Annotated in this window: 13 protein-coding genes and 1 pseudogene; 9 read left to right on the top strand and 5 right to left on the bottom strand. The window is 73.5% G+C overall.

The annotated features are described in order from the left end of the window. Window positions 1–19: 19 nt before the first annotated feature. The 6 genes from BLW47_RS01350 (at window position 20) to nudC (ending at window position 5481) form a co-directional block, all read left to right on the top strand. Window positions 20–445: a DUF6157 family protein gene (locus BLW47_RS01350; RefSeq protein WP_091550361.1), complete on the top strand. Its 426-nt coding sequence runs from the start codon at window positions 20–22 to the stop codon at window positions 443–445. Window positions 446–615: 170 nt separating this feature from the next. Beyond that, entirely contained in the window at window positions 616–795 is a 180-nt protein-coding gene (locus BLW47_RS01345) for a hypothetical protein (protein WP_091550358.1), read from the top strand. Window positions 796–930: 135 nt separating this feature from the next. Further along, a complete protein-coding gene (locus tag BLW47_RS01340) occupies window positions 931–1719 on the top strand; it encodes a hypothetical protein (protein WP_139307131.1) in 789 nt (262 codons plus the stop codon). 125 nt (window positions 1720–1844) lie between these two features. Continuing rightward, entirely contained in the window at window positions 1845–3155 is a 1311-nt protein-coding gene (locus BLW47_RS01335; RefSeq protein ID WP_091550353.1) for a M16 family metallopeptidase, read from the top strand. Further along, window positions 3152–4504: a M16 family metallopeptidase gene (locus BLW47_RS01330; RefSeq protein WP_091550351.1), complete on the top strand. Its 1353-nt coding sequence runs from the start codon at window positions 3152–3154 to the stop codon at window positions 4502–4504. Before BLW47_RS01335 ends, BLW47_RS01330 begins: the two co-directional genes overlap by 4 nt. Then, complete coding sequence (nudC, locus tag BLW47_RS01325) at window positions 4501–5481, top strand: NAD(+) diphosphatase (RefSeq protein WP_245736262.1); 981 nt, start codon at window positions 4501–4503, stop codon at window positions 5479–5481. Before BLW47_RS01330 ends, nudC begins: the two co-directional genes overlap by 4 nt. Before the next feature lie 273 nt (window positions 5482–5754). On the opposite strand, the pseudogene BLW47_RS01320 reads toward nudC, so the two are convergent. From BLW47_RS01320 to BLW47_RS01310, 3 genes and pseudogenes are all read right to left on the bottom strand, one after another. Further along, window positions 5755–6018: pseudogene (locus BLW47_RS01320) on the bottom strand (hypothetical protein); the annotation flags it as partial. A gap of 181 nt (window positions 6019–6199) precedes the next feature. Then, a complete protein-coding gene (locus BLW47_RS01315; protein WP_091550349.1) occupies window positions 6200–7180 on the bottom strand; it encodes a helix-turn-helix domain-containing protein in 981 nt (326 codons plus the stop codon). A gap of 235 nt (window positions 7181–7415) precedes the next feature. Continuing rightward, window positions 7416–7661 (bottom strand): mycoredoxin, encoded by a 246-nt coding sequence (locus tag BLW47_RS01310; RefSeq protein ID WP_091550346.1) that lies wholly within the window; start codon window positions 7659–7661, stop codon window positions 7416–7418. Window positions 7662–7754: 93 nt separating this feature from the next. On the opposite strand from BLW47_RS01310, the gene BLW47_RS01305 reads away from it, so the two are divergent. The 3 genes from BLW47_RS01305 to BLW47_RS01295 all read left to right on the top strand — a co-directional run bounded on the left by BLW47_RS01305 (window position 7755) and on the right by BLW47_RS01295 (window position 10816). Next, entirely contained in the window at window positions 7755–9914 is a 2160-nt protein-coding gene (locus BLW47_RS01305) for an ATP-dependent DNA helicase UvrD2 (RefSeq protein ID WP_091550344.1), read from the top strand. An 88-nt stretch (window positions 9915–10002) separates the two neighbouring features. After that, window positions 10003–10323 (top strand): hypothetical protein, encoded by a 321-nt coding sequence (locus tag BLW47_RS01300; RefSeq protein ID WP_091550342.1) that lies wholly within the window; start codon window positions 10003–10005, stop codon window positions 10321–10323. Between the two features lie 127 nt (window positions 10324–10450). After that, on the top strand, window positions 10451–10816 hold the full coding sequence (locus tag BLW47_RS01295; protein WP_091550339.1) for a WhiB family transcriptional regulator: 366 nt from the start codon (window positions 10451–10453) through the stop codon (window positions 10814–10816). A gap of 350 nt (window positions 10817–11166) precedes the next feature. Here the strand turns inward: BLW47_RS01295 and BLW47_RS01285 are convergent, their stop codons facing one another. Both BLW47_RS01285 and BLW47_RS01280 read right to left on the bottom strand, forming a co-directional pair. Continuing rightward, the gene (locus BLW47_RS01285; protein WP_091550336.1) at window positions 11167–12495 is read right to left on the bottom strand and encodes an ABC1 kinase family protein; all 1329 of its coding nucleotides are present in this window, start codon (window positions 12493–12495) and stop codon (window positions 11167–11169) included. 10 nt (window positions 12496–12505) lie between these two features. Continuing rightward, on the bottom strand, window positions 12506–13621 hold the full coding sequence (locus tag BLW47_RS01280; RefSeq protein ID WP_091550333.1) for a ThiF family adenylyltransferase: 1116 nt from the start codon (window positions 13619–13621) through the stop codon (window positions 12506–12508). Window positions 13622–13871 lie beyond the last annotated feature (250 nt).

Genomic DNA, 13871 nt, shown 5'->3' with positions numbered 1-13871 from the left:
GGAATGACGGAGATGCGGCGTGGATCTGAACTACTACCAGACGTTGATCGCGGTCGCGGACGACTGTCCGGTCGCGGCGAGCGAGGTCCCGCGCCCGCGCGGCGGCCGGCCGACCGTGGCGGTGGTGCAGTACGAGCTGCTCGTCGCCGACCCGTACCGGTACACGCAGGAGGATGTGCTCTTCGAGTCGTGGCTCGCCCGTCGGGACGGACAGTGGTCGCCGGCCGAGGTGGCGCGGCTGCGGGAGGAGTTCTTCGCCCGGCCGCAGGCGTGCCTGCGCTCGTCGCCGCTGCCCAAGAGGCACGGCTGGGGGCTTCTCTTCGACGACCGGGGGCGGATCGCGCTCTGCGCGATGGAGTCCGACGAGTACGCGCGGCTCATCTCCGCTGTCCCGCCCCCGCTGAAGGTCCTGAAGGCCCTCCGCACCCGCCGCCCCCGCCCCTGATCGCGACGATCTTGGGCTTATGGCGAGGTTATGCCCGAATCGTGCAGCTATAACTCCGAGATCGTCGCGATCTTCCGCGCGTGCCGGCGCGGTGCGTCCGATGGACGACTGCGTGCGGGCCGTCCGGGCGGGATGCTCGGGCGGCATGGACCGGGCGCGGGAGGTGGGTCATGGATGTTGTCGTCGGCACGACCGGCCGCCGCGAGATGCTCGTCGTGCTGGTGCTCGCCGCGGTCGGCGTGCTGCTCGCGCTGCTCGCCGCCTTCACGCCGTGGTACGCCGCGCCGGTCGACCGGTCCGCCGTGGTCGACGTGACCGTGCCGGCCCCGCCCGGAAACGACGCCGGCTGACGTCGCGCCGGCGGGCGGTGTTTCACTTGGACGGTGCCCGACGCGTCGACCCCCTCTCCGTGGTCCCGGCCCGTGGCGGGTCCGGGATCGGTGGCGGGCGCCGGCCCGGCCGGATCATGGGGCGGCGGGGCCGGGGTGCCACCCGCGTCGGGCGGTCGGGACCCGCGGCTGTGGTGGTTCGCCGGGGCGGCGGGCTCCGTACTGGTGATCGGCGTCGTGCTGGTGCTCGCGCTGGCGTTCTCCGGGTCGGGGCCGTTCCGGGAGATGCCGGCCGCGCCGACCGACGTCCGGCCGCCGCTGGCCCGACTCTGCCCGCCGTCGACCGAGCCGCCGTCGGTCGAGCCGCCGTCGGTCGAGCCGCCATCGGCCGGGGCGCCGCGGACCGTCGAGCCCGTGCCGGCGGGACGCCGGACGGTGGACCGCGACGCGGGGATCAGCTACCGCGCGTACGGCGAGCCGTGGCTGCCGTGGAACACGGTCTGGAGCGCCGGCACCCTCAACGTGCCGTACCGGGTGGGCCAGCACTTCGTCACCGAGTCCGCGTACGACGGCTTCAGCGACTACCACGCGTCGATCCTGTCCGCGGCGGTGCCGGCAGCGGAGAACGACGCGTTGACGTTCAACCTGGAGTGCGTCGGTCGCCAGGTCGCCGCCGACGTGCGCGCGGAGTACTACCCGCAGCCCACCCGGATGGAGCTGCGTCGCGACGAGCGCGCGACGCTCGGCGGCCGGCCGGCATGGGTGACGGTGTTCCGGCTGCACTTCAGCCGCCCGGGCCTGCGGGCGACTGACGAGTTGGCCGCGGTCGCCTGCATCGACGTGGGGAAGCCGACCGCGGCCGTCCTGTACGTCTCGATCCCGGGCACCCATCGGCGGCTCGACTGGATCGTCGACGACGTACTGGCCTCGGTGCGCCCGGCCTGACGCCGGTGACTGCCGGTCCCGGCGGGGAGCGGGCGCGATGTTCCCCGCCGGCCCGGCGCACCCGTCCCGGTGACCATCGCCCGACGCCGGGGTCGCGGCCGCGGGGGACGCGCTAGTGTCGCCGTGTGGCCCGCACGATAAAGATCCCCGCGACGAAATATCCGGTCGAGCGGTTCACGCTCGACAACGGGCTGCGGGTGGTGCTGGCGCCGGACCGCACCGCCCCGGTCGTCGGGGTGGCGGTCGTCTACGACGTCGGGATCCGGTCGGAGCCGCAGGGACGCACCGGCTTCGCGCACCTCTTCGAGCATCTGATGTTCCAGGGCTCGGAGAACCTGGAGAAGCTGGCCCACTTCCGGCACGTCCAGGGCTCCGGCGGCACGTTCAACGGCTCCACCCACCTGGACTACACCGACTACTTCGAGACGTTGCCGAGCAACGCGCTGGAGCGGGCGCTCTTCCTGGAGGCGGACCGGATGCGCGGGCCGCGGCTGACCGAGGAGAACCTGCGCAACCAGGTCGACGTGGTCAAGGAGGAGATCCGGGTCAACGTGCTGAACCGGCCATACGGCGGCTTCCCGTGGTTGAAGCTGCCGCCGGTCATGTTCGACACCTTCCCGAACGCGCACGACGGCTACGGGTCCTTCGACGATCTGGAGAGCGCCACGGTCGCCGACGCCGCCGAGTTCTTCGAGCGCTACTACGCCGGCGGCAACGCGGTGCTCGCGGTCGCCGGTGATCTCGACGTGGTGGCCGCGACCGAGCTGATCGAACGGCACTTCGGTGACGTGCCGGCCCGTCCCGCGCCGGCGCGCCCCGACTTCGCCGAGCCGGACCTGAGCGCGGAACGCCGGGAGTCCTACCCGGACCGGCTGGCCCCGCTGCCGGCGTTCGCCGCGGCCTGGCGGGTGCCCGACCCGATCAACGCCTTCGACGACTACCTGCCGTACGTGGTGCTCGCCGAGGTGCTGACCGACGGCGACGCCTCCCGCCTGGTGGAGCGGCTGGTGCTGCGCGACCGCACGGTCACCAGCATCGGCGCCTACCTCGGCTTCATGGGGGAGCCGTTCGCGGTGCGGGACCCCACCGCGCTGGTGATGCAGGCCCACCTGCCGCCGGGCGGCGACGTGGACAAGGTGCTGCGCGCGATCGACGAGGAGCTGGACCGGCTCGCGTCGGGCGGACTGACCGCCGGCGAGCTGGCGCGCACCCAGGCCCGGATGGCCACGCACCTGCTGCGCGAGACGGACGCGGTGCTCGGCCGGGCGTTGCAGATGGCGGTGCTGGAACAGCAGCGCGGCGAGCCGGGCCTGCTCAACGAGTTGCCGCGCCTGGTCGGCGCGGTGACCGAGGAGCAGGTCCGGGCGGCGGCGGCCGCGCTGCGCCCCGGGCGGCGCGCGACGGTCGAGGTCATCGCAGGGGGAGCGGGACGATGACGGCACTCAGCAGCGAGCGTCCCGCGGCGCCGTACACCCTGCCGCCGCTCGGCCCGAACAAGAAGCTGAAGCTGCCCAAGGAGGCGGAGCGGCGGCTGCCCAACGGGCTGACCGTGATCGCGATCCGGCGGCCGGCCGTACCCCTGGTCGAGCTGCGGCTCTGGGTGCCCTTCGGCCGGGCCCACCTGGCGCGGGCCGTGCTGCTGTCCCAGACGCTCTTCTCCGGCACCGACACCATGTCCATGGTGGAGATCGCGGCGGCTCTGCAGTCCGTCGGCGGCGGGCTCTCCGCCGGAGTCGACCCGGACCGCTTGCTGGTCTCCGGCAACGGCCTGGTCACGGGGCTCGACCGGATCCTGGAGCTGCTGGCCGGGGTGCTCACCGGGGCGGCGTACCCGAACGACGAGGTCGCGACGGAGCGCGAGCGGCTGGCCGACCGGATCCAGGTCGCGCAGAGTCAACCCGCGCACCTGGCGCGCGAGGCGCTGCTGCGCCGGATGTACGGCAGCCACCCGTACGCGACGCAGACCCCCGAGGTGGAGCAGGTGCGCGCGGTCCGGCCGGCGCAGCTGCGGGCACTGCACGCCGAGCGGGTGCGGCCGGACGAGGCGATCCTGGTGCTGGTCGGCGACGTGCAACCGGGCAAGGCGCTGGACGCCGCGGAGCGGGCGCTGGGCGGCTGGGAGGCCGGCGGCCGGCGGTTGGCGCTCCCGGCGGCGCCGCCGCTGTCGCCCGGGCCGTTGCTGGTCGTGGATCGGCCGGACGCGGTGCAGTCCTCGCTGCGAATCGCGCTGCCGGCGGTCGGGCGCACCCATCCCGACCATGCCGCGCTGCAGCTGGCGAACCTCGTCTTCGGCGGCTACTTCTCCTCCCGCTGGGTGGAGAACATCCGGGAGGACAAGGGCTACACGTACGGGCCGCACTCGGCGGTGGAGCACGGGGTGGCCGGGTCGGCGCTGACCGTCGCCGCGGAGGTGGCGACCGAGGTGACCGGACCGGCGCTGTTGGAGACGGTCTACGAGCTGGGGCGGCTGGCCTCGCTGCCGCCGAAGGAGGACGAGCTCGAGCAGGCCCGGCAGTACGCGCTCGGCACGTTGCAGCTCGGCATGTCCACCCAGGCCGGGCTCGCCACGGTGGCCAGCACGTACGCCGGGTTCGGTCTGCGTCTGGACTACCTCGCGGAGCATTCGGCGCGGCTCGCCGCGGCGACCCGCGACGACGTGGCCGCCGCGGCCGCGACCTATCTCGCGCCGTCCCGCGCGGTCGCCGTGGTCCTCGGCGACGCGGGGCGGATCGAGGCGCCGGTGGCCGCGCTGACGCCGGTCGAACGCCAGGTCAGCTCCGCGTGACCGCCCCCGACGAGCTGCCGGTTCCGCCGCTGGCCCGCTCGGCCGTAAATCGGGCGGCGCACCACCGCACGGACGAGCGGTGGCTCGCCGAGGCATGGTCGCGGGCGCGGGTGCTGGTGGTGGAGATGGCCTCCGGCGGCCGCGCGCTGGCGCGTACCGGGGACGACTCGGTGACGCTGGTGCTGCTCGACGCCGACGCGGCGCCCCGGGTCGATCCGGCGGCGCGGCTCTTCCTCGGCGTCGAGCCGGACGGCACCCCGGTCTTCGCGGTCGACGCCCCGTTGCCGGAGCTGCCCGACGCCAGCCCGGTCTCGCTGCGCGAGGTCGGTCATCTGCTCAGCGACCGCGACGCCGGGCTCTTCACCACGACGGCGGCGCTGGCCAACTGGCACGCCGGTCACCGGTACGCCCCGGCGACGGGCCTGCCGACGACGGCGGAGGAGGGCGGCTGGAGCCGGGCCGACGGCAACGGCAACCGGATGTGGCCCCGGACGGACCCGGCGATGATCGTGCTGGTGCACGACGGCGTCGCCGGGCCGGAGGGACGCTGCCTGCTGGGGCACAACGCGGCGTGGGGCAGCAACGGGGTGATCCGGCGCTTCTCCTGCCTCGCCGGCTACGTGGAACCGGGCGAGTCCGCGGAGGCGGCCGTGGTGCGGGAGGTCGAGGAGGAGGTGGGGGTCGCGGTCGAGCGGATCGACTACGTCGGCAGCCAGTCATGGCCGTTCCCCGGCTCCCTGATGCTCGGCTTCCACGCGTACGCGGATCCGGGCCAGCCGGTCCGGGTGGATCCTGCGGAGATCGCGCAGGCGCGCTGGTTCAGCCGGAGCGAGATCGCTACCGTGCTGTCGGGCGGGGTGGTGGACGCCGGCAACGGCGAGCGGGTGGCGCTGCCGCCGCCGGTGTCGATCGCGTTTTTCCTGATCACGCAGTGGCTCCGCGCCGCGGAACCCGGTCCACACAACCTTGGCCCGTGATCACCGTTGCCGCGGTGGTCCACGGGCCAAGATCTGGCCGTCCTGGCGGTCTCGGCGATTGCACGGCGGGGGGCCGGACCGACCAGTAACGGTCGTCTACATCGTCCCGGTATCCGAGTTGACGCCGTGGTGGCGCCCGAAGCGTGCGGGCGGCTCGGTGCGCTGGCGCGGAACGGGGTTGGCGGTGCGTTCCGGGCGGGGGGCGGGGCCGGCGTTGACGGTACGGTCGAGGCTCAACGCGCGGTCGAGGCTGGAGGGCCGGTTCCCGCTGACGCGACGGTCGGGCCGGAACGGCCGGTCGGAGGGCTCGCTCAGCCGCACCACCTTGACCCGTTGGCGTCCCGCGCGTACGGCGCCGACCGCGGAGAACGCCCGGGCGAGCACCATGGCCGCGTCCCGGTCCTCGGCGCAGACGGTCTGCCGGCGCGGTTCGGGGGCGACCTGCTCGTCGCGGACCGGCTCGCCGTCGGCCCAGGCGGCGGCCAGTTGATCGGTGGGGACGGCCCGGATGTCGGTCCGGACGATCAGAAACCTCATGACAGTCTCCGGGGGGTCCGTGGCGGGTGGCCGCTGGATTGTTGCGAGTGAAGATCCAGAGTGGAACTTCCACGCACGGCGGCCATGCTCACGGAGAACCCAGAAGGGCGGCACGCTAAACGCGACTATCGGCCAGAAGCATCTAACTCTTTGGATGAGCGGTCTGTGACATGAGTCACTGTTATATGCCGTCGTCGTCGGGTCGGGGGCGCCGCCGGCGCTGGGCGGGCGCCGGCGGGCGGCCGCCCCGACCGTCCGCCGCGGGCCGGCGGCCGCTGCTCCACACCGCCTCGGTGATCCATTCCAGCGACTCCTCCGGCGACCGGGCCGCTGCGCAGAGCCACTCGAAGACCTGCGTGTAACGGTCGAGCACGGCCTCGTCGGTGATCACCACGTCCGCGTCCAACGCCTCGATCGCCACCGCGCTCGGGTCCTCCGGCTCGGCGAACCGGTAGATGGAGAAGCCGGTCTCCGGCAGGTACCAGTCGGCCACGACCGCGGACGGCGGCAACAACCGCAGCGTCACGTTCGGCAGGGCGGCCACCCGACGGAGGTGCTGCAACTGGGCCCGGAGCACGTCCGGCGGACCGCTGCGGCCGGTCAGCGCCGGCTCCTCCAGCACCGCCACGTAGCGCGGCGGATCGTCGCCGCGGCTCAGCAGCGACTGCCGGGCCATCCGCGCGGCCACCTCGGTCTCGGCGTCGTCGGGGTTGACCGGATCATCGGGGTGGTCGCCGGCCAGCGGCCGGGCCGACACGATGCGCACCCGCGCGTACTCCGGGGTCTGCAGCAGTCCCGGCACGATCACCGGGGCGTATTCGCTGATGTCCGCGCAGCCCGCCTCGAGCTCGGCGTACGCGCGTTGCCGTTGCGTCATGACCGGGTACGAGCGCAGCCACGCGCGGGTGTCGCCGGCCTCCCGGGCGATGGCGATCAGCTCGTCGCGCTCCGGCCCGTCGACCGCGTAGACCTCGAGCAGGTCCTGCACGTCGCTCAGCGCGGGACGGCTCCGGCCGTTCTCCAGGCGCGAGAGCTTGGACGCCGACGCCCAGCCCACCCGCTCGATGACCTGATCGCCGGTCAGTCCCGCCGTCTCGCGCAGGCGTCGGAGCTCGGTGCCGAGGCGGCGCCGGCGCACGATCGGGCTGGGCGCGGGCGACACAGATACCTCCCCCGATTACGTCATGTCTCGCATCTTTGACGGACTGTGAGCATTGACGGCCGCCTCAGTATGCCCCGTCGGTGTGACCGCGGCTGCGCGCGGAGCGCACTTCTCCGCGTCGGAGTCCTTTCCACGGGACTCGTCGGCGACGGCGCCGCGCCGACAACGCCGGCGGGGGCCGGCGGCAGGAGCCGCCGGCCCCCGCCGGTGCCGGACCATCGGTCGTCGAGCGCCGTCAGCTGCCCGCGAGCGCGGCCAGCTGCTGCTTGACCTGCACGATCGACGGGTTGGTCAGCGCGCTGCCGTCGGCGAAGCGCAGGGTCGGCACGGTCTGGTTGCCGCCGTTGACGCCCATCACGTATTCGGCGGCCTGCGGATCCTGCTCGATGTCGACCACCTCGTAGGCGATGCCCTCCCGGTCGAGCTGGGACTTCAGCCGGTGGCAGTAGCCGCACCAGGGGGTGGAGTACATGGTCAACATCGTCAGGTCCTCCCGAGGACGAGAAGTTTGTCTCCGCGATCCGGACAACACTATGCGGTGCAACGCCGGGACCAGCTGCCATGATTCCTACCTGTGGCGGTTGACTCAGCAGCGGAACGGGTGCTCGCCGGGCTGGATCCGGAGCAGCGCACGGCGGTGACGGCGCCGGCCGGGCCGGTCTGCATCCTCGCCGGCGCCGGCACCGGCAAGACCCGCGCCGTCACGCACCGGATCGCGTACCGGTCGCTCACCGGCGAGGTGGTGCCGCGACACGTGCTCGCGGTCACCTTCACCGCGCGGGCCGCGGCCGAGATGCGCGCCCGGCTCACCGCGCTCGGCGTCGGTGGGGTGCAGGCGCGCACGTTCCACGCCGCCGCGCTGCGCCAGGTCCGCTACTTCGCGCCCCGGCTGCTGCACGGTCGGGAGATGCCGGAGCTGCTGGACAGCAAGGTGCGGCTCGTGACGCTGGCGGCGGCCAAGATCGGCATGCGCACGGACCGGGCGGCCGCGCGGGACCTGGCCGGCGAGATCGAGTGGGCGAAGTCGTCGCTGGTCGAGCCGGCGGAGTACGTGGTGGCGGCCGCGAAGGCGCTGCGCGAGACGCCGCACGAGCCGGCCAGGGTCGCGGAGGTCTTCGCCGCGTACGAGACGCTCAAGCGCGCCAGCGGCGTGATCGACTTCGAGGACATGCTCCGGGCCGCGGTCTGGGGAATCGAGGAGCACAACGACGTCGCCGAGCAGGTGCGCGCCCAGTACCGGCACTTCGTGGTCGACGAGTATCAGGACGTCAACCCGCTGCAGCAGCGCCTGCTCGACGCCTGGCTCGGCGGGCGGGACGACCTGACGGTCGTCGGGGACGCCAGCCAGACGATCTACTCGTTCACCGGCGCCACCTCGTCGTACCTCATCGACTTTCCCCGGCACCACCGCGACGCGGTGGTGGTGCGGCTCGTCCGCGACTACCGGTCCACGCCGCAGGTGGTCGGGCTCGCCAACGCGGTGATCAAGCAGGCGCGCGGCGCGGAGGCGCGGCTGCGACTGGAGCTGGTCGGGCAGCGCGCGCCCGGCCCCGAGCCCGACCTGCGGATCTTCGCCGACGAGCCCGCCGAGGCCGCGGCCGTGGCCGCGCGCTGCCGGCAACTGATCGCCGGCGGTACGCCCGCACGGGAGATCGCCGTGCTGTTCCGGACCAACGCGCAGTCGGAGGCGTACGAGAAGGCGCTCACCGAGGCCGAGGTCCCGTACGTGGTGCAGGGGGCCGAGCGGTTCTTCGAGCGCGCCGAGGTGCGCCAGGCGATGGTCGCGCTGCGCTCGGCCGTCCGCGCGACGCCGGGCGAGACCCCGCTGGTTCCCGCGGTCGTCGACGGACTCGCGGCGGTCGGCTGGGCACCGGACCAGCCCCCGCCGGGCGGCGCGGCGCGGGAGCGCTGGGAGGCGCTGGCCGCGCTGGTCCAGCTCGCCGAGGAGTACGCGGCGTCGCCGGTGCTGTTGCCGTTGGGCGAGGCCGCGGTCTCGGAGCGGCCGGTCTCGCTGAGCAACTTCTGCGACGAGTTGCAGCGGCGGGCCGCGCAGCAGCACGCGCCGACGGTCGAAGGGGTGACGCTCGCGTCGCTGCACTCGGCGAAGGGGCTCGAGTGGGACGCGGTGTTCCTGGTCGGCCTCTCCGACGGCACGTTGCCGACCACCTACGCGAAGACGGCGGAGCAGCTGGAGGAGGAGCGCCGGCTGCTCTACGTCGGAGTGACGCGGGCTCGGGAGTGGCTGTGGCTGTCGTACGGCGCGGCGCGTTCGCCCGGTGGCCGCGCCCGCCGTCCCAGCCGCTTCCTGCCGCAGCTCGACCGCTCCGGCGGCGGCCCCGAGCGGGCCGGCGCGGGAAACAGTCGCAAACCCGACCGTCGCCGTCAGGTCGTCTCCTGCCGGGTGTGCGGCGCGACGCTGCTCGCCGGCGCCGACCGCAAGCTGGGGCGGTGTCCGACGTGTCCGTCCGACTTGGACGACGAGCTGCTCGAGCGGCTGCGGGAGTGGCGGCTGCGGGTCGCCGGCGCGCAGAAAGTGCCTGCGTACGTGGTGTTCACCGACGCGACGCTGGTCGCGCTCGCCGAGCGCAGGCCGGGCCGCTCGGAGGAGCTGATCGCGATCGCGGGCATCGGCCCGCGCAAGCTGGGGCTCTACGGCGACGCGGTGCTGGCCCTGGTGGACGGTGCGGACGTCGATGACGTGGCGCCCGAAAAAACTTCTGGGGAATCACCGTAAATTCGTTTGCCCCCGCCCCGTGGTCGGGCTTAGCCTCAGTTCGCACCGCACGAGTAGTGGAGTTATCGCTGCTGGTGGGGGATCTGCAGTGATCAGTGACGAGTTCAGACAGGAGGTGTTGACGGTGGAGACGTACACGATGAACCGACCGTCGGCGCTGCCTGCTGTCTGGGCTCCGGTGTCGGTGTCGGCCGGCTACGCCGTCGACGCCCGTCCGCTCACGCAGGCGCACCAGGTCCAGGTCCAGGCCGAGCTGGTCCGGGCCCTGCCGCGCGTCGAGCAGCGTCACGAGATCAGCGAGTTCATCGGGACCAGTGGGTTCCTGGGCAGCGAGGCCATCGTCACGACCGTCAAGAAGCGGCTGATGGATGGTGCCCGCGGTGTTCCACCTCGAGGAAGGCCGGTCTGACAAAGACCACCGGCTCACCTCGAGGCCGCGGAACCCGCTACCGGGATCCGCGGCCTCAGTTTTTTCCTACCGCGGAAGCAAGTGGAAGCGATCTACGAGATCGAAGCGAGAGAGAGGTGACCGGGCGATGAGTCTGGCGTTGGCCCCGCTCGACCTGAGCGTCGAGCTGGAGGCGAACCTGCCGTGTCGGAAGTTCGACCCCGACCTGTGGTTCTCCGACTCCCCGACCGAGCTGGAGCTGGCCAAGGCGCTCTGCGGCGACTGCCCGCTGCGCGTCGAGTGCCTGACCGGCGCGGTGGAGCGGGCCGAGCCGTGGGGCGTCTGGGGCGGCGAGATCTTCGAGCGTGGCGCGGTCGTTCCGCGCAAGCGGCCGCGGGGCCGCCCGCGCAAGGAGGACGTCGCCCGGGACGCGGCCCTGCGGGTCGAGGTCGAGGCGCGCATGGCGGCCAATGGGCTCGCCGAGTCGCGCGACGCGGTCCGACTGGCGGCCTGACATGACCCCGAACTTCGTAACCGCCGGCGTGTGGCCGGCGCTGACGACCGAGATGAACACCGTCGTACCCACTCCGATCGGAGCCAGCGAGATGCATCTACTCCACGAAGCGTTGTCCAGGGCTCGAATGCGACTGCCTCAGGCCGGTCGCAGCACCACGAGCACTGAGGCACCCCGATCCGCCCGCGCCGTCGCGATGCACGCCCGTCACCGGGCCGCCCGCGAGCTGGGCACTCCCTGACCAGTCAACCGACTGAGCAGTAAACCGATTCCGGGGCGGACCGTCGACGTGACGGTCCGCCCCGCGCCGTTCCGGGCACGTGAGCCGGCGGGGTGCAGCCGACCGGGGTTCAGCCAACCGGTGCGAAGCCCGGCAGCCACCGCTCGACGATCGACCGGTACGGCCCCTTCGCCTCCAGCTGGCACAGCACGCCCGCCGAGCCGAGCGTGACGCGGTGGATCAGCAGGTACGCCGGGGGCAGGTTGAGCCGGCGCCCCAGCTGATAGGCGGCCGACTTCGGATTGGCCAGCCGCGCCGCCTCGGCGCGCAGCCACTTCCGGGTGAAGCGGAACTCGTCGACCGCCAGCGGCTCCAACATCGGCAACACGAAGTCGAGCACGGCCTTCGCGTCGATCGCCTCGTCCGGCTTGACGAACCCCTCCGCGCGCAGACCGGCCACGACCGCTTCGGCGTCGCCTTCCAGCGCGAGCCGGACCAGCCGCCCGATCGGCTCCGGGTGGCCGCCGGGAAGCCGGGCCACCGCGCCGAAGTCGATCACTCCGAGGCGGCCGTCGGGGAGCAACCGGAAGTTGCCGGGGTGCGGGTCGGCGTGGAGCAGTCCGGCACGCTGCGGGGCCGAGAAGTGCAGGACGGCCATGAGCCGTCCCGATTCGTCGCGTTCGCTCTCGGTGCCCTCGTGGATGATCCGCGACAGCGGCTGCCCCTCCACCCAGTCGGTCACCAGCACCCGGGGCGCGGCCGCGACCACCCGAGGCACGAAGATCTCCTCGTCCCGGGCGTACGCGGCGGCGAACTCGCGCTGCGAGCGCGCCTCCAGCTCGTAGTCGAGCTCCTCCTCCAGGCGGTCGCGCAGCTCGGTCAGGAGCGGTTTGATGTCCAGCCCCGGCTGGATGGCCCGGAACATCCCGCTCAGCCGGGAGAGCTGCCGCAGGTCGGAGAGGAGCGCCTCACCCGCGCCCGGATACTGCACCTTCACCGCGACCGGCCGTCCGGCCTTCGCCCGGCTCTTCCAAACCGCCCGGTGCACCTGTCCGATGCTGGCGGCCGCGGCGGGCGCGTCGTCGAAGTCGACGAACTTGCTCCGCCAGTCGACGCCGAGCTGCTCGGCCAGCACCTTGTGCACGCTCGCGGCGGGCAGCGGCGGGGCCGCCTCCTGCAGCTTCGTCAACGCCTGCCGGTACGGCGCGGCCAGCTCCTCCGGCATCGCCGCCTCGAAGACCGACAGCGCCTGCCCGGCCTTCATCGCCCCGCCCTTGAGCTGCCCCAGCACGCTGAACAGCTGCTCCGCGGTGCGCTCCTGGATCTCCGCCGAGATCACCTCGGAGGCCAGCCCGGTGACCCGCTTGCCCAGCCCGAGGACGGTCCGCCCGGCGAAGCCGAGCGGCAGTGCGGCGAGCTTGGCGGTCCGGGACACGGCCCGGCGCGGGATGTCGGTCACCCGATCATTGTTACCGACTATCGGGGTCCCCGACCCCTCTGCGCCCGTGGCTCCCGCCACGTGTGTCCGGGCCGGCCGACCGGCGCCGGCGGCGGGCGCAGCCGCAGCCGGGGTGGGGCGGCCAGCTGCGCCGGCGGAGCCGGCCGGGCGCACTGATCTCGACGGCCGCGCCGAGCGTCTCGGGGGCGGCGCCGTCGACGTACGCGAGGATCTCGGCGGCGGCGTACCCGGCCGCGGCGATCAGGGTGGGTGCCGCGCACGGTTCGGCGGCGGGATCGCCGGCGAGCTGCGCGGCCAGCGTGGGCCAGGCCGGATCGCGGTCCCGCCGGTGCAGGTCCAGGCAGTTCAGGCAGGGGGATCCCGCGGGACGGACCAGCGGACCCACCACCGGGGTGCCGTCGCGCACCTCCACGAGCAGATGCGCCTGCCGGGCGTAGGCCGCGGCGAGCAGGGCGGCGGGGCGGTCCGCGCCGAGCTGCACGGTGAGGCTGCCCCGGCCGCGCCGTACCGGTCGGGTCTCGGTGCCGGGGGCGGCGCGGACGATCGCCTCCGCCACCGCCTCTCGGCGGGGCCGGTGCACGTCGGTCGCGGTCAGCCAGGTCCCGACGGTGTCCGCTGCCGTGACCCGTCCGGTGAGCTCGGGGCTGACATGTCCGATCCCGGCCTGGGCGAGCGTGACGGCGACCGGCGCGGCGAGCCGACCGTGGCCGGCGAGAACGACCCGGGCGGCCGCCCGCCGCCGCAGGATCTGCGCCGGTGTGACCGGCGCGTCGCCCCGGCGCAGCGCGATCGCCGCCGCCTCGGCGGCGAGGCGCCGTCGGATCGGCTCGGGCAGGTTGCCGGGGAGCAGGGTGTGCGCGCCCACGACCAGCCCCGCGGCGTGCAGGGTGTCGAGGAGGGTACGGGCGTCGTCGCGGCTGAGCTGCAGCGTCGTCGCGTGTTCCAGGATCGCCCGCTCGGTGTGCGCCCCGTCGAGCAGGTCGAGCAGGCGGACCAGGCGCGGGTCGGCGACCTCGAGCAGGACCGCGCGGGCGGGGTCGTGGCCGAGTTGCAGGGTGTGCCGGTCTCGCCAGAGGCGGGCCAGACCGGGGAGCAGGGCCGGGCGGGGCAGCGGAGATCGGGTCATGGATCACACGCTGTCACCGTTTCCCAACGGGGATTCGGTCGTTATCCACAGGTGCGCGGCGGCATGCACTGCTTTATCCACAGGATCATGCGGGTTATCCACACCCTCCCGTCGATCGCTGTCGCCGCATGGACATGACGGCGCGTGTCGAGAGGGCGACAGACACAGCGGGAAGGGGCGGCCATGCGGCCGCCCCTTCCCGCTGTCGTCTACGAGTCCGTGCTGGTCCGGCCCGTGTCGCCGGACCGGA

The organism is Micromonospora pattaloongensis (assembly GCF_900107255.1).
GTDB lineage: Bacteria > Actinomycetota > Actinomycetes > Mycobacteriales > Micromonosporaceae > Micromonospora_I > Micromonospora_I pattaloongensis.
The sequence above is the reverse complement of the archived record's forward strand: the minus strand, read 5'-3'. Positions and strand labels throughout refer to the sequence as shown.